The organism is Streptomyces alfalfae, assembly GCF_004127445.1.
GTDB classification, from domain to species: Bacteria; Actinomycetota; Actinomycetes; order Streptomycetales; family Streptomycetaceae; genus Streptomyces; species Streptomyces alfalfae.
Map to the genome: position 1 here is coordinate 253,472 of NZ_QEXM01000042.1, position 15,140 is coordinate 268,611.

General features: G+C 74.3%; 13 protein-coding genes and 1 pseudogene. 7 read left to right on the plus strand and 7 right to left on the minus strand.

What is annotated here, in order from left to right:
* The first annotated feature begins 8 nt into the window (after nt 1-8).
* Nucleotides 9-1,343: an MFS transporter gene (locus DCW30_RS22890; protein WP_076689178.1), complete on the plus strand. Its 1,335-nt coding sequence runs from the start codon at nt 9-11 to the stop codon at nt 1,341-1,343.
* On the opposite strand, the gene DCW30_RS22895 is transcribed toward DCW30_RS22890, so the two are convergent.
* The 4 genes and pseudogenes from DCW30_RS22895 to DCW30_RS22910 form a co-directional block, all read right to left on the minus strand.
* On the minus strand, nt 1,333-1,944 hold the full coding sequence (locus tag DCW30_RS22895; protein ID WP_076685607.1) for a flavin reductase family protein: 612 nt from the start codon (nt 1,942-1,944) through the stop codon (nt 1,333-1,335). The two genes, DCW30_RS22890 and DCW30_RS22895, sit on opposite strands and share 11 nt — an antisense overlap.
* Before the next feature lie 63 nt (nt 1,945-2,007).
* A complete protein-coding gene (locus tag DCW30_RS22900; protein ID WP_079250085.1) occupies nt 2,008-2,943 on the minus strand; it encodes an enoyl-CoA hydratase/isomerase family protein in 936 nt (311 codons plus the stop codon).
* A gap of 61 nt (nt 2,944-3,004) precedes the next feature.
* Entirely contained in the window at nt 3,005-5,230 is a 2,226-nt protein-coding gene (locus tag DCW30_RS22905; protein WP_076685609.1) for an acetate--CoA ligase family protein, read from the minus strand.
* A gap of 704 nt (nt 5,231-5,934) precedes the next feature.
* Nucleotides 5,935-7,089 (minus strand): annotated as a pseudogene (locus DCW30_RS22910) (flavin-containing monooxygenase); the annotation flags it as partial.
* A gap of 173 nt (nt 7,090-7,262) precedes the next feature.
* On the opposite strand from DCW30_RS22910, the gene DCW30_RS22915 reads away from it, so the two are divergent.
* The 3 genes from DCW30_RS22915 to DCW30_RS22925 all read left to right on the plus strand — a co-directional run bounded on the left by DCW30_RS22915 (nt 7,263) and on the right by DCW30_RS22925 (nt 9,288).
* Complete coding sequence (locus DCW30_RS22915; RefSeq protein ID WP_076685610.1) at nt 7,263-7,655, plus strand: hypothetical protein; 393 nt, start codon at nt 7,263-7,265, stop codon at nt 7,653-7,655.
* Nucleotides 7,655-8,083, plus strand: coding sequence for a Zn-ribbon domain-containing OB-fold protein (locus DCW30_RS22920; RefSeq protein ID WP_076685611.1), 429 nt, complete (start codon nt 7,655-7,657; stop codon nt 8,081-8,083). The genes DCW30_RS22915 and DCW30_RS22920 overlap by 1 nt, the downstream gene beginning before the upstream one ends.
* 344 nt (nt 8,084-8,427) lie before the next feature.
* On the plus strand, nt 8,428-9,288 hold the full coding sequence (locus tag DCW30_RS22925) for a GNAT family N-acetyltransferase (RefSeq protein ID WP_237283418.1): 861 nt from the start codon (nt 8,428-8,430) through the stop codon (nt 9,286-9,288).
* Nucleotides 9,289-9,354: 66 nt separating this feature from the next.
* Here DCW30_RS22925 and DCW30_RS22930 read toward each other — a convergent pair whose 3' ends face one another.
* The gene (locus DCW30_RS22930; RefSeq protein WP_076685613.1) at nt 9,355-10,044 is read right to left on the minus strand and encodes a pyridoxine/pyridoxamine 5'-phosphate oxidase; all 690 of its coding nucleotides are present in this window, start codon (nt 10,042-10,044) and stop codon (nt 9,355-9,357) included.
* Between the two features lie 141 nt (nt 10,045-10,185).
* Nucleotides 10,186-11,367, minus strand: a complete 1,182-nt coding sequence (locus DCW30_RS22935; protein ID WP_076685614.1) for a thiolase C-terminal domain-containing protein — start codon at nt 11,365-11,367, stop codon at nt 10,186-10,188.
* A gap of 143 nt (nt 11,368-11,510) precedes the next feature.
* Here DCW30_RS22935 and DCW30_RS22940 point away from each other — a divergent pair, with 143 nt between their 5' ends.
* Both DCW30_RS22940 and DCW30_RS22945 read left to right on the plus strand, forming a co-directional pair.
* Nucleotides 11,511-12,749, plus strand: coding sequence for an acyl-CoA dehydrogenase family protein (locus DCW30_RS22940; RefSeq protein WP_076685615.1), 1,239 nt, complete (start codon nt 11,511-11,513; stop codon nt 12,747-12,749).
* Entirely contained in the window at nt 12,749-13,228 is a 480-nt protein-coding gene (locus DCW30_RS22945) for a nitroreductase family deazaflavin-dependent oxidoreductase (RefSeq protein ID WP_076685616.1), read from the plus strand. Before DCW30_RS22940 ends, DCW30_RS22945 begins: the two co-directional genes overlap by 1 nt.
* A 169-nt stretch (nt 13,229-13,397) precedes the next feature.
* On the opposite strand, the gene DCW30_RS22950 is transcribed toward DCW30_RS22945, so the two are convergent.
* Nucleotides 13,398-14,045 carry a TetR family transcriptional regulator gene (locus DCW30_RS22950; RefSeq protein ID WP_076685617.1) on the minus strand — a complete coding sequence of 216 codons (648 nt, stop codon included), beginning with the start codon at nt 14,043-14,045 and terminating at the stop codon, nt 13,398-13,400.
* 156 nt (nt 14,046-14,201) lie between these two features.
* On the opposite strand from DCW30_RS22950, the gene DCW30_RS22955 reads away from it, so the two are divergent.
* Complete coding sequence (locus tag DCW30_RS22955) at nt 14,202-15,032, plus strand: VOC family protein (protein WP_076685618.1); 831 nt, start codon at nt 14,202-14,204, stop codon at nt 15,030-15,032.
* Nucleotides 15,033-15,140: the final 108 nt, after the last annotated feature.

Here is a 15,140-nt window from a genome sequence, read left to right on the forward strand (position 1 = left end):
TGTCTGACGTGACCCAGACAACCAAGCCGCCCGCGCGGACCGCATCGCCGAGCGGCGCGGACCCCGGGCCGCGCCGTACCCGTATCCACCGCGCCTGGTTCGTCGCCGCCGTCACGTTCGTGACGATCATCGGCGCCGCCGCGTTCCGCTCGCTGCCGGGCCTGCTCATCGACCCGTTGCACGAGGAGTTTGACTGGTCGCGTGGCACCATCGGTCTCGCGGTCTCCGTCAACCTCGCGCTGTACGGCCTGACCGCCCCCTTCGCCGCCGCGCTGATGGACCGCTTCGGCATCCGCAAGGTCGTCGCGGTCGCCCTGGTCGTCATCTCCCTCGGCTCCGGCCTCACGGTGTGGATGGACTCCGCCTGGCAACTGCTCCTGTGCTGGGGGCTGCTCGTCGGGCTCGGATCCGGCTCCATGGCGCTCGCGTTCGCCGCCACCGTCACCAACCGGTGGTTCACCGCGCGGCGCGGACTGGTCACCGGCATCCTCACGGCGGCGTCCGCCTCGGGGCAACTGATCTTCCTTCCCGTCCTCTCCTGGGTGGTGGAAGAGCACGACTGGCGTCCGGCCGCCGTGACGGTCGCGCTCGCCGCTCTGGCCGTCGTCCCCTTCGTATGGCTGCTGTTGCGGGACCATCCGGCGGATGTCGGGCTGAAGCCGTATGGGGCAGACGCGTTCGTGCCGAAGCCGCCGCCCGTCGACGGAGCCGCCCGGCGCACCCTGAAGGTGCTCCGCGACGCGGCCCGCACCGGCCCCTTCTGGCTGCTCGCCGGGAGCTTCGCGATCTGTGGCGCCTCGACGAACGGCCTGGTCCAGACCCACTTCGTGCCCGCCGCACACGACGCGCACATGCCCGTGCAGGCCGCCGCCTCGCTCCTCGCCGTGATCGGCGTCTTCGACGTCGTCGGCACGATCGCCTCCGGCTGGTTCACCGACCGCTTCGACGCGCGGCGCCTCCTCGCCGTCTACTACGCCCTGCGCGGCGTCTCGCTGCTCTTCCTGCCGATCCTGCTCGCGCCGGCCGTCCACCCGCCGATGCTGCTCTTCATCGTCTTCTACGGCCTCGACTGGGTCGCCACCGTCCCGCCCACCCTCGCCCTCTGCCGCGAGCAGTACGGCGAGGACAGCGCCATCGTCTTCGGCTGGGTCCTCGCCTCGCACCAGATCGGCGCCGCCCTCGTCGCCTTCCTCGGCGGCGTCGCGCGCGACACCTTCGGCTCGTACGACGTGATGTGGTACGCCTCCGGGGCGCTGTGCGCGGCGGCCGCCCTCATGGCCCTCGTGATCCGGCGGCGCGAACCGGGCGGCTCCGGCTCCCTCCCCGCCTCCGTCAGCGCGTGAAGCGGCCGAACGCTCCCCGGTGGAAGAGGAGCGGCTCCGCGTCCCCTCCGGCGGCGCCGAGCGCGTCCACGCGGCCGACCACGATGAGGTGGTCGCCGCCGGTGTGCACGGCCTGGATCGTGCAGTCGATCCACGCCGTCGCCCCGGCCAGGCGCGGTGCCCCGGACACGGGCGCCGCGTCGTACGCCACCCCCGCGAACTTGTCGGCGCCGCTGACCGCGAAGCCGCGGCAGAGATCCGACTGACCGACGCCGAGGACGTTCACGCAGAAGGCGCCCGCGCGCGCGATGCGCGGCCATGACGTCGACGTACGCGCCACCATGAAGGAGACCAGGGGCGGATCGAGGGAGAGCGAGGCGAAGGACTGGCAGGCGAAGCCCGCGGGTCCGCCCTCCGCCGGCCGCGCGGTGATCACCGTGACGCCCGTCGCGAAGTTCCCCAGCACCCGGCGGAACTCCGCCGGGTCGACCGACGCCCGCTCGTCGTCCCCGACCGCCCGCAGCCGCGGGTACCCCCCGGCCGCGACCGGCGCTTGAGCGGCGGCCCCTCTGCTGGTGGAGGCCCCGACCGACCGGAGGTAGCGGACGGCGGTGGCCGCCATCCCTGCGTGTCCCATCACGTCCGCCATTAGAACTGACGGCCCATCAGATGGGAAGGGGGGCCGTTACCGTCCCCGGTACGAGGGGCTGCGGCGTTCCACGAACGAGGCCACGCCCTCGTGCGCGTCCGCCGTGGTCATGTTGATCTCCTGCGCCGCCGCCTCCGCCGCGAAGGCCGTCGCCCTGTCCGCCTCCAGAGAGGCGTTGACCAGCTGCTTGGTCAGCGCCAGGGCCCGCGTCGGGCCCATGGCCAGGCGCTCGGCCCACTTCCTCGCCGTCGTCGCCAGCTCGTCGGCCGGCACGACACGGTTGACGAGGCCGATCCGGTGCGCCTCCGCGGCGGACACGGACTCGCCGAGGAACATCAGCTCCTTGGCCCGCTGCGGCCCCACCAGGCGCGGCAGCAGGTACGCGCCGCCGCCGTCCGGCACGAGGCCCCGGCGGACGAACACCTCGATGAACCGGGCGCTCTCGGCCGCCAGCACCAGGTCACAGGCGAACGCCAGGTGCGCCCCGATGCCCGCCGCCGTGCCGTTCACCGCGGCGATCACCGGCTTCTCGCAGTCGAGGACCGCCGCGATCAGCCGCTGGACGCCCAGGCGGATCGTGCGGGCCACGTCACCCGGCAGCCGTTCGGCCGCCGCGGGCGCGCCCCGCAGGTCGGCGCCCGCGCAGAAGCCCCGGCCCGTCGCGGTGATCACCACCGCCCGTACGCCGGGGTCGCGGGACGCCTCGTCGAGCAGCGCTATGAGGCGTTCGCGCTGGTCCGGGGTGATGGCGTTCATCGCCTCGGGGCGGTTGAGCGTGATCCATGAGACGCCGTTGTCAGTGGTGTGGAGTACCAATGGGTCAGAGGGGGGATCACCGGATGTGGACACAGGTCCGGATTCGGGTGCGGACCTGGGCGCGGACTTTCGTGCGGGCTCGGGTGTGGACTCGCGTGCGGGCTTGGGTGTGGATCCAGGTCCGGGTATGGGCTCGGCGTCGGGGGAGGCTGTCATGTGGGGGTGGCTCCGTTTCGTATGGGGTGGGGTGCGGGCCCGCCGCGGCGCGCGGCGCGCGTCAGCGGCAGACGGCGAGGGCGTCGAGCGCCACGGCGCCCTGCCCGCGCGGCAGCACCATCAGCGGGTTGATGTCCAGCTCGGACAGTTCGCCGCTCAGCTCAAGGGCCATGCGCTGCACCCGTTGCACGACCTCGACCAGCGCGTCGACGTCGGCGGGCGGCCCGCCCCTGACCCCGTCGAGCAGGGCGCGTCCGCGCAGCTCGGACAGCATCGCCTGCGCCTGGTCGTCCCCGAAGGGCGGCACCCGCACGGCCGTGTCCCGCAGGACCTCGACGAGCACGCCGCCGAGACCGACCGTCACCGTCGGGCCGAAGAGCGTGTCGTGCGTGACGCCGACGACCATCTCGACGCCCCGCTCGACCATCTGGCAGACGAGGACGCCGTCCAGCTCGGCGCCCTCGTAGCGGGCGATGTCCGTCAGCTCCCGATAGGCGTCGCGAATCTGGCTGGCGGAGGTCAGTCCCACCTTGACCAGGCCCAGTTCGGTCTTGTGCGCGAGCTGCGCCCCGGAGGCCTTCATGACGACCGGATAGCCGACCAGGCCGGCCGCGCGCACGGCCGCCGCGGCGCTGGTCACCAACTGCTCCCGGGGTACGCGAATGCCGTACGCGCGCAGCAGTTGCTTCGCCGCGTGCTCGCTGAGCTGCTGGCCGGGCCGCATCAGCGCCTGCGCCTTGCGGAAGGAGGGGGAGGGCGTGCGCGGCGCCTCGTCGAAGGGGGAGCGGTAGTGGGCGGTGAAGCGGTGGTGGTCCAGATGGGCGCGTACCGCCGTGATGCAGTTGGCGAAGGTGCGGAAGGTGGCGACGCGCGAGGAGCCCAGCAGCGTCTCGCGGTAGGCGTCCTCGGTGCCGACGGGCGACCCCCACACCACGCAGACCAGCTTGTCCGTCCGCTCCGCCGCGTCCACGAGGTCCTGCGCGAGCTGGTCGCTCATCGGGGGGAACGGCCCGGTGATGGGGCAGATGAGCACCCCCACCTGCGGATCGTCCAGGATCGCGTCGATGATCTTCCGCCCCCGCCAGTCGCCGACGGGGTGACCACCGCTGTCCACGGGATTGGCGACGTCCAGATACTCCGGTATCCACTGGTGCAGCTCCGCCTGCTTGGCCCCGCCGAGCGCGGGCAGGGTCAGGCCCGCCTCCGTCGCCAGGTCGGCGAAGTGCGCGCCCGTGCCGCCCGAGATCGAATAGACGGCGACGCCCTCGGCCCGCGGCGGGCGGGCCCGGGCGAGCAGCGCCGCGGTGTCCTGCAGCTCGTCGAGGCCGTCGACGCGGATCACGCCGAACTGCCGCATCGCCGCGTCCACCACCGCGTCGGCGCCGGTCAGCTTGCCGGTGTGTGAGGCGGCCGTGCGGGCGCCCGCCTCGGTGCGGCCGACCTTGACGGCGACGACGGGCACCCCGCGCCGGGCCGCCCGGTCGGCGGCGAGCAGGAAGGCGCGGCCGTCCTTGAGGCCCTCGACGTATGCCGCGATGACGCCGACCTCGGGCCGCTCCGCGAAGTAGGAGAGGAAGTCGGAGGTCTCCAGGTCGGCCTCGTTGCCGGTGGGCGCCCAGTGCGAGAGGCGGACGCCGAGCTCCTGGAGGGCGAAGACGGGGCGGCCCTGGTGGCCGGACTGGGTGATGAGCGCGATGGCGGGGCCTTCGAGGTCCTCGCGGAAGTGCTCGAAGGCGTTGAGGTTGGTGTTCGGGCCGAGCAGCCGCATTCCCGAGCGCTGGACGGCGGCGGCGAGCCTGGCCTGGGCGAGGGCCCCCTCCTCGCCGGTCTCGGCGAACCCGGAGGCGAAGGCCACGGCGAACCGCACCTTCTCCTCGGCGAGCTGCTCGACGACGGGCAGCGGGTCGGCGACCAGGAGGACGGCGAGATCGACCTGTTCGGGCAGGTCGGCGACGGAGGGGAAGCAGGTGGTGCCGAAGACGGACGTACGGGTGGGGTGCACGGGGTGCAGGCGCGCGCCGACGCGTTCGGCCCAGGCGAACAGCTGCCGGGTGATGCCGGTGTTGGGACGCCCCTCGGTGTCCGACGAGCCGATGACGGCGACGGACTCGGGGCGGAAGAAGCGGTCCAGGTCGGGCACGTCGGAGTGCAGCGGCCGGCCGCTGACGTCCAGGTCGTCCGCCGTTGCGGCCGTGCCGTGGACTGCGTGACGGGGGAGTTCGCCGCAGGCCACGACATGCGCGCGGCGGGGGTCGGTGGTGAAGGTGCCGTGAGTCGATCCAAGCATCGGTCCGCCCGCTCCTGTGTGACGGCAAGTAACTGACGCCTAGTCAGATTACTGAACTGACGTGGCGTCAGGAATGGTGCTGCGTGCAAAGACTTCCGGCTCCGGGCTTGCGGCTTGGACTCGCGGCCTGGGGCTTGCGCCTTGGCTTGCGGCTTGGGCTTGCGGCCTTGGGTGCCAGGCTGCGGGGTGCGCGGTGTGGAGTGCAGGTTGTGGGCTTCTGGCTCCGGGTTGTGGACTTCGGGCCTTCGGTTCCGGGGTGCGGGCTTCCGGCTCCGGGGTGCGGGCTTCCGGCTCCCGGGTGCGGAGCCCGGGGGCGGGGGTCGGAGCGGGGCGTGAGCGGAGCATGGGGCGTGGGGTGTGCGTGGCCCGCTTCCACGGAAGCGCAGAATCCGCGCCGTGCCAAGGTCGCGATTCGGCCCCGGGGGCGGAGGGGGCGGGGGTGACCCGGGGCGGTCCGGCGTGGCCTCGGGGTGTGGGTGGACTTACTCGGACGTGGTGCTGGCCTTGGCTGCCGCCTTGCCTGGGGGCTCGGCTGCCGGCTCACCCTCGGCGCTGGTCGGCGTCTCGGCCTCGGCCCCGGCCGGTGTCCCGCCCTCGGGGGCGGTCGCATCCCGGCCTCCGGCCGCGCCCCGGACCCCGGCCGCATCGCGACGCCTGGCCTTCGCGGCGGCGGCGTCGGCCTTCGCCTCGGCCTTGGCGAGGGCCCTGGTGATCGACTTCGCGATCTTCTCCGCGTCGTGGGCGAGTTCGCGGAGCATGCCGCTGATGGGGTTGGTGAAGCCGGTGAAATACAGGCCGGGGGCCTGCCGGGAGGTGCGGCGGCCGTGGACGGCCGGGCGGCCGCGCTCGTCGAGGGGGACGAGGTCGCCGACCAGGTCTTCGAGAGCGCGACGGTAGCCGGTGGCCGCGATGACGACGTCCGGGGTGATCACGCTGCCGTCCGCGAGGGTGACCTCGCCGCCCGCGAAGGACCGTACGGCGGCGACCGGTTCGACCCGGCCCGTGCGCACGGCGTCGATCAGGCCGACGTCCTGCACGGGTATCGCGCCCTGCCGGACCCGCGAGTACAGGCCCGTGCGGGGACGCGGCAGCCCGTGCCGGGACAGGTCGGGGACGCTGATCCTCGCGACCGGCGCGGCGAGCCGGTCGACGAGGGCGGTCGGCAGCCTGCGGCACAGGATGCCCGTGAGCTGCGCGGGCCACCCGGCGGTGGAGCGGCGCACGATGTGCGGGGCGGTGCGCACGGCGAGGCGGACCCGGGCGGCGTCGCCCTCGGCGAGGTCGACGGCTATCTCGGCGCCGGTGTTGCCGACGCCGACGACGAGGACGTCCTTGCCGGTGAAGGGGGTGGGGTTGCGGTAGTCGCGGGCGTGCAGGAGTTCGCCGGAGTACGTGTCGCGGCCGGGCCAGTCCGGGATGCGGGGCGTGTGGTTGTAGCCGGTGGCGACCACCACCGCTCCTGCGGTCAGCTCCCGGCCGCCGGTCGCGCGCAGCAGCCACCCGGTGCCGTCGGCGGTTCGCTCGATGCCGGTGACCTCGACTCCGGTGACGACGTCGATGCGGTGGTGCTCGGCGTACTTCTCCAGGTAGCGGATGACGTCGTCGCGGGAGACCCACCGCCCGAACGCGCGCGGGATCGGCAGTCCCGGCAGCGCCGAGAGCCGGCGTGTGGTGTGCAGGCGCAGGCGGTCGTAGTGGCCGCGCCAGGAGGTGCCGACGCGCTCGCCCTTCTCCAGGACGACCACGCGTATGCCCCGGGTGCCCAGGGCCGCCGCCGTGGCGAGGCCTCCGGGACCGGCGCCGATGACGTACACCGGGCGGTCCTGACGGGCGGCTGGCGGGTATGTCGAGTCGGCCATGACTGGAGAGTAACCGCGCACCTACTTGATGGGTATCGGTCAAGTCCGGAACCGGTTGCGAATCGATCACGGGTGCGCCGGGTGCACGCCCCTTGCGCGCCCATCGCTGGTTGCGCTGAACTGACGTACCGTCAGGAACGTGGGGGACCAGCCGACGTGGGAGAGGCCGCCGCATGGACGCGATCTGGCTCACCGGGGGTGAACGGCTCGCCGTGCTCCGCGTCGGCCTCGGTCTCTGGTTGGAGTGCTGGCGCCACAAGGACGGGAAAGGCCGGTTCGAGCGGGGCGCGGGGGGCGAGTGGGCCTCGGACGTGGCCGCGAGACACCGGTGGTCGGTGGTCCGCGGCGGCTTCGACACGGGCGTCGCGCCGCGCCCCGGGACCATGGCGTACGTCGGAGTCCACGCCGGACTCGCCCTCGGTCTCGGCCTCGGTCTCGGCCTCGATCTCGCCCTGATCGCCGGCTTCCTGACCACGGTCGCCCTGGCCGTCGGGCTGCTCCTTGACGTCATCCTCGCCATGTCCCGGCAGCCCTGGCCCCGCGACCACGCCCTCGGGCTCTCCTGATGGCCGGGGACCCGCGCGCGACCGCGCGCTTCGACCTCCCTGAGCCCGACGCCGCCACCCGCCCCTACTGGGACGCGGCGGCCGGGGGCACGCTGCTGATCCGCCGCTGCGGGGCGTGCGGCGCGGCGCACCACTACCCCCGCGAGTTCTGCCCCCGCTGCTGGAGCGACGACGTCACCTGGGAGCGGGCGAGCGGCCTGGCCACGCTCTACACCTGGTCGGTGGTGCACCGCAACGACCTGCCTCCCTTCGGCGACCGCGTCCCCTACACCGCCGCCGTCGTCGACCTCGCCGAGGGACCGCGCATGATGACGGAGGTCGTCGGCTGCGAGGAGAACGCGCTGCGGATCGGGATGCCGCTGGAGGTGACGTTCCGGGAGGCGGCGGAGGGGGTGGCGGTCGCGGTGTTCCGCCCGGCGGCGGGCTGACCCCGCCGGCCCGCGCCAACCTCACCTCCGCGCGAGGAAATTCGAAGGCGCCGGTGCCCGCGCGAGGGGGAACATGGCGCATGGACCCCAGCATCGAAACACCCCGGAGTCACGGAACACCCCGGAGTCACGGAACACCCCCGAGCCGTGAACCGTCGCCGCGCTCCGAGGCCGTCCCGGGCCCTGACGCATCCCTGGACCCTGAACTGTCCCCGCGCTCCGAGGCCGCCCCGGACCCCGGAGTGGCCTCGAACCCCGCACCGGCCCCCGCTTCCGGCCCCCGCGCCCCCGTTTCTGGCCCCCGCGCCCCCGTGGCCGGCCCCCGCACCCCCGCCGGCTGGCGGTTGACCTCTGACCTCGGTGGTTTCCTCGCCGAGGCCCGCGCGTTCCTGCGCTCCGCACCCGCCCTGCACACCGCCCTGCTCAGCGTGACCGACACCCTCCGCGTGCGGGGGCTCCAGGTGTACGGGGACGGGGCACCCCTCTTCGGTACGTACGCCGGAGCCGACGGCGCCGTCCGGGGCGCCTTCGTGCGGACCCCGCCCCACCGGCCGCTCCTCAGCCCGCTGGACGCCCTCGGCCCCGAGGCGTCCGAGGCCGCCCTCGCCCTGGCCGGGCAGCTCGCCGAGGTCAGCCCGGACCTGCCCGGCGTCGCCGCCGACCGCGCCACGGCGGAGATCTTCGCCAGTGCCTGGGAGAAGCGGACCGGAGCCGGCGCGAGCGTCGGCCTCCAGCAGCGCCTGTACCGGCTCGGCACCCTCGCCCCGCCCGAGCCCGCACCGCCCGGGGCCGCGCGCGTCGCCACCGGTGCCGACCGGGCCCTGCTCGCGCGCTGGCACGACGAGTTCGGCGAGGCGGTCGGCGAGCGCCCCGCCATGGCTGCCGAGGAGTGGGCGGAGTCCCGTATCGCCTATGGGGGCGTCACTCTCTGGGAGACCCCCGACGGCACCCCGGTCGCCATGGCCGGCGTCACCCGCCGCACCGCGGGGCAGGTCCGTGTCGCCCCCGTCTACACTCCGGCCGGCCTGCGCGGTCGCGGCTACGCGGGCGCCGTCACGGCCGCGGTCTCCCGTGCCGCCCTCGACGCGGGCGCGGCGGAGGTCCTGCTCTTCACCGACCTCGCCAACCCCACGAGCAACGGCCTCTACCAGCGGCTCGGCTACCGGCCCGTACGGGACTTCGTCCAGGTCGACTTCGCGCGCTGACCGAGCGGGCAGGGGGCGGCGCCGGGACCGGGGCAGGGACCGGCGCCGGACGTCGGTGCGGGACCGTCACGGCCAGAGCAGCTCCCGTTCCCAGGCCTCGCGCTCGGCGGCCCTGCGGTACCGGAGCCGGACGTGCCTGCGCCGGGCGTCGCCCTGGAAGAACTCGGCCTCCACGGGGTCGAGGACGTACAGCGTCCACGTCGGCGAGTCCGCGTCGGGCTCCGCCTGCGCGCGGGCCCAGGCCGTGTCCGACGAGCGCTCCAACTCCTCGTACGAGTCGAGCACTTCGCTTTGATGGCCGACGAGCGCCGCCGCGAGCGCGCCCGTCGACCGGGCGTGCAGATCGGCCAGGCTCTCGGCGTGCGGGGCGCTCGTGACGCGGCCCCTGATCCGGATCTGCCGGCCCTGCGCGGGCCAGTAGAAGTGCAGGGCGGCCTCCGGGCGGGCGGCGAGCTGGCGGCCCTTGGCGCTGCTCGCGTGCGAGGCGAAGTGCCAGCCATGGCCGTCGGCGTCGTGCAGCATCACGGTCCGCACGTCGGGGCCGCCGTCCTCGGTCACGGTCGCCAGGCCCATGGTGTGCGGCTCGGTCTGCCCGGCGGCCACCGCCTCGGCGAACCACTGGTGGAAGAGGGGCAGCGGGGCGGCGGGAGCCCGGGCCGGATCGAAGACCGGCAGCTCGACGTCCCAGACCCGCTGGGCCCGCAGCAGCTTCTGGAACGCGGTCGGGGCGACGCGGCCCGGCTCGGAAGTCGTCATACGCCGATTGTGTCCCGCCGCCCGGCCGCCGCTGTGCGGCACCCCGCCCGGCCGCCGCCGCCCGGCACCCCGCCGGCCGCCGCTGTGCGGCACCCCGCCCGGCCGCCGCCGTGCGGCACCCCCCGGCCGCCGAGCCGGACCTCACCCCCGCCCCAGCACCACCGTCCCCGAGGAGCAGAACCATCCGCCCGTGCCCGAGGCCACCGCCAGTTCCGGCAGGCTGCCGTCACGGCGGTGGACCTGGCGCTCGCCGGCCTGGCCGCGCAGCTGCCGTACCGCCTCCACCAGCAGGAACAGGCCCCGCATCCCGGGATGCTGGGCCGAGAGGCCGCCGCCGTCGGTGTTGGTCGGGAGCCCGCCGTCCCGCAGCAGCCGCCCCTTCTCGACGAAGGCGCCGCCCTCGCCCTTGCCGCAGAAACCGAGGTCTTCGAGCGTCACCAGCGTCATATAGGTGAACGCGTCGTAGATCTCCGCGAGGTCGATGTCCGCGGGCCGCACCCCGGCCCGTTCGAAGGCGAGGCGCCCGCTGACCGCCGCCGGGGAGACCGTGAAGTCCTCCCACTGCGACATCGCCGCGTGCGAGACGTGCTCGCCCGCGCCGAGGACCCACACCGGCAGCGACGCGCAGTCGGTCACGTACTCCTCGGCGGCGAGGAGGACCGCGCAGCCGCCGTCGGAGCGTATGCAGCAGTGCAGCTTGGTGAAGGGGTCCGCGATCATCGGGCCCGCGAGCACCTCGTCCACCGTGACCGGTTCGCGGTACATCGCGTCGGGGTTGGCCGCCGCGTTGGCCCGCGCCTGGACGGCGACCGAGGCGAGCTGTTCGAGGGTCGTGCCGTACTCGTGCATGTGGCGGCGCGCGGCCATCGCGTACTTGGCGATCAGGGAGTGCCCGTAGGGGGCCTCGAACTGGAGGGGGCCGCGTGCGCCGTAGGAGAGGTTCGAGGTGCGCCGCCCCGCCCTGATGTCGGCGCGCGCGGTCGACCCGTACACGAGCAGGACGGCGTCGGCCCGCCCCGCCGCTATCGCCTCCGCCGCGTGCGCGGCCATGACCTCCCAGGTCGCGCCGCCCACCGAGGTGGAGTCCACCCAGCGGGGCCGGAGCCCCAGGTACTCGGCGACCTCGACGGGGGCCAGCGCGCCGAGGCCCGCCGAGGCGATGCCGTCGATCACGTCCCGGCCGAGCCCCGAGTCGGCGAGCGCGCGGCGGGCCGCCTGGGCGTGGAGGGCGTAGGGCGTGGCCTCGTCGACCCGGCCGCAGTCCGACAGCGCGACCCCGACGGCGGCGACCTTGCGGGGCGTGGAACGGGTGACGGCAGACATAAATCTGACGGTACATCAGGTATGGGAGGCGGGGGAGAGCGCCGGGACGGCGTCCCCGCCCTGTGCATATCGCACCCGCGGTCCTAACATGACGCCTCGTCAGGTCCGGCCCCGTCCCACGGGCCCGGGGGAGGAGTCTGCCGATGGACGCCGCCTTCAGCGCGGAACAGGACGAGATCCGCCGCACCCTTCGCGAACTGGTCGCCAAGCGCTGCGGCCCCGACGACGTCAAGGCCGCCGCGCGCACCCCGGCGGGCCATGACTCCGCCCTCTGGTCCGCCCTCGCCGGACGGCTCGGGCTGCCGGGGCTCGCGCTGCCGGAGGCGTACGGGGGCGTCGGCTGTACCGCCACGGAGCTGGCGCTCGGCTGCGAGGAACTGGGCCGCGCCCTCGTCCCCTCCCCGCTCCTGGCCACCGCGGTCCTCGCCGCCCCGCTGGTCCTCGCGCTCGGCACCGGGCGGCAGCGCGCCGGGATCCTGTCCCGCGTCGCGGACGGCGGGCTGACCGCGGCCCTGGCCGTCCCGGGGGCCGGGCTCGCCACCGCGCTCGCCCTCGTCGGGGACAACGGCGGCGACTGGGCGGGCGGCGGACGCGCGGGCGGCGTCCAGGCGAGGCCCGTCGACGGGGCCTGGCGGCTGTACGGGCAGGCCGAGCGGGTGCTCGCAGGGCACAGCGCGAAGCTGCTGGTCGTGGCCGCGCACACCGGCGGCTTCGCCCGCTCCCGTACCCTCCTCTTCCTCGTGCGGGAGGGGGCGCGCGGCATGGTGCGGACGCGGCAGACGGCGCTCGACGAGACCCGCGCCCTGGCGCGGGTCGAACTGCGCGACACGGAGGCCGAATTGCTCGGACCGGACGACGCCTCCCGGGTGCCGGCCGCGCTCGAAGACGTCGGCGACGTGGCCGCCGCCGTGCTCGCCGCGGAGGCCGTGGGGGCCGCGGACCGCGCCCTGGAGCGGACCTTGGAGCATGTGCGGCGGCGCGAGCAGTTCGGGCGGCCGATCGGGTCCTTCCAGGCGGTCAAGCACCGCCTCGCCGATGTGTACGTACAGGTGCAGGCGGCGCGCTCGGCCGCCTACTACGCGGCCTGGGCCGCCGGGGCCGCGGAGAGCGGCGGGGCGGCGGCCGAGCGGTCCGGTGGTCTCGCCCTCGCGCAGGGGCTCGAAGCGCTGCGGGCCGCCGCCTCCGAGGCGGTGCAGCTGCACGGCGGGACCGGCTTCACCTGGGAGCACGACGCGCACCTGTACGTCAAGCGGGCCGCCGGGGACGACCTCCTCTTCGGGCCCGTGCACCGGCTGCGGGCCCGCGCGGCCGAGAGGGCCGGGCTCTTCGCGGCGGCGGCGACCGAAGCGGACGGCGCTCTGGCGGCGGGGGAGGCCCGCTGATGCCGCCCCGGGTCCGCCTGGCGCGGAAGGTGTCGTCGACCCGGGCCTTCGCGAAGGCCGCGCCTCACGTCATCCCCGCGCTCGACCGCGCGGTGCACCGCCTCACGCGCGGGAGAGTGCTGCTCAGCGCCCAGATGCTGCCCGGCGTGATCCTGACCGTGCGCGGCGCGAGGAGCGGACTGCCGAGGCGTACGCCGCTGGCCTGCATGCCCGACGGGGCGTCCGGCGGCTGGGTCCTCGTCGGGTCCAACTTCGGGCGTCCCCGCCACCCCGCGTGGACGGCGAACCTCCTGGCCCACCCGGACGCGGAGATCAACTGGCGCGGCGAGGACATCGCGGTGCGGGCGCGGCTGCTCACGGGGGAGGAGAGGGCGGCGGCCTGGGAGGCCGCGCTGGCGTTCTGGCCGCCGTACGCGGCGTACCAGGCGCGGGTGGACCGGGAGATACGGCTGTTCCACCTGGAGCGGCGCGCCCGGTGAGCCACGGCCCCGGGAGGGGGCGAAAACCGCGGCGGCGGATCACCTGGGTGATCCGCCGCCGGGATGACAGAAGAGGAGGGGGTGGCGCGGGCAGTGAGCGCCGGCCGGGCCCGCGGGGGCCGGTCACGGGCGAGCCGGGTCAGTGCGGCGAGCCGAGATGCGTTCTGGACTACTTGGCCGGCTTCTTGCCCGTCACGCCCAGATGCACCAGCGTCGCGAGGTTGGGCTTCAGTTCCGCCTGCTTGACGCCCCAGGTCTGGAAGCCGCGCTGGTGCGAGGCGACCGCGGCGAGCATCGCGACGATGGAGCCCGCCATGGCGGCCGGGCTGATGTCCTTGTCGACCTTGCCCTTGGCCTGGAGCTCCTTGACGGTGTCCGTAAGGGAGTTGTTGACCGAATTGAGGATCTTCATCCGGATCTTGTAGAAGCGCTTGTCGCCCTCGGCGGCGCCCAGGTCGACGACCCGGAGGATCGCGTCGTTCTTGCGCCAGAACTCCATGAAGCCGTCGACCAGCTCCTGGGAGGTCTGCCAGCCCGCCTTGCCGACCCACGACCGGCCTTCGAGGAGCCGGGTCAATTCGGCCCCCTCGGCGGCCATTTGCTCCGCGATCTCCAGCACGGCGCCCTCGACGTCCGGGAAGTACTGGTAGAAGGTCGCGGGTGAAGTCCCCGCCTTCCGGGCGACGTCGATGACTTTGACGTCCCGGTAGGGCGAGGAGCTGAGCATGTCGCCGAGGCAGTCGAGCAGCTTCTGGCGCGTCGCCTGACCGCGCCGACCGGCCACGCGGCCGTCGACGGTCCGTACCTGTCCTGTCATGCCGTCAGCTTACCGACGGGTGATCGGAGCGCGATTCGGCCGAGTGCAAATGGGGTTGGGGCGCGGGAGCGGGGTGCGGGAGGGTCTCGTAGGAATTGATCACACGTTCGAATTGTTGTGCTGCGCGTCCGGCGGACCGCCGCTAGCTTGGCTGGCATGGACTACGCGGAGCGGGACACGGGGGACGAATACGCGGAGGGCGTGCCGTGCTGGGCCGACGCGATGCTCCCCGACGTCGAGGGCGGCAAGCGGTTCTACGGAGAGCTGTTCGGGTGGACCTTCGACGAGGGGGCGGGGCCGGAGTACGGCCACTACACCCAGGCGTACGTCGACGGGCGGGCCGTCGCCGCCCTCGCGCCCAAGGCCGACGGCCGCATGCCCACCGTATGGACGGTCTACCTCGCCACCCCCGACGCCGCCGCGCTCGCCGGGCGGATCAAGGCGGCGGGCGGCTCCATGGTCACGGAGGTCATGACCGTGGGGCCCTTCGGCACGATGGGGCTCGCCGCCGACCCCGAGGGCGCCGTCTTCGGGCTCTGGCAGGCCGGCACGCACCGCGGCTTCGGCCTGACGCAGGCGCCCGGGGCGTTCTGCTGGACCGAGGTGTACTCCCGCGACAAGGACCGGGTCGACCCCTTCTACGAGGGCGTCTTCGGCTACCGGGGTCACGACCTCGACCTGTCCGGCGTCGCCTTCCGGACCTGGTCGCCCGCCGGGTCGGAGCCGGGCCCCGACACGGCCGTCGGCGGGCGCCAGCTCTTCCCCGCCGCCGACGCCGTCGGCGCGCGGTCCGCCGACGGTTACAGCACCCCCGAGATGCCTCCGCACTTCCTCGTCTACTTCACGGTCGCCGACGCCGACGCCACGACCGGGGCGGCCACCCGGCTCGGCGGTCGCGCCCTCATGCCGCCCACCGACATCCCGTACGGACGAATGTCTGTCATCAGGGACAACCAGGGCGCCGTTTTCGCGGTCCTCCAGGACTGACCGCGCCGTCCGGGGGCGGCCCCGGCGCGGTTTGTCCCGAGACACCCCGATCACGCCCCGGGTTCGCCACGGCCGCCTCGGGCAGGAAGAATCAGGGTGCGTGCCGCC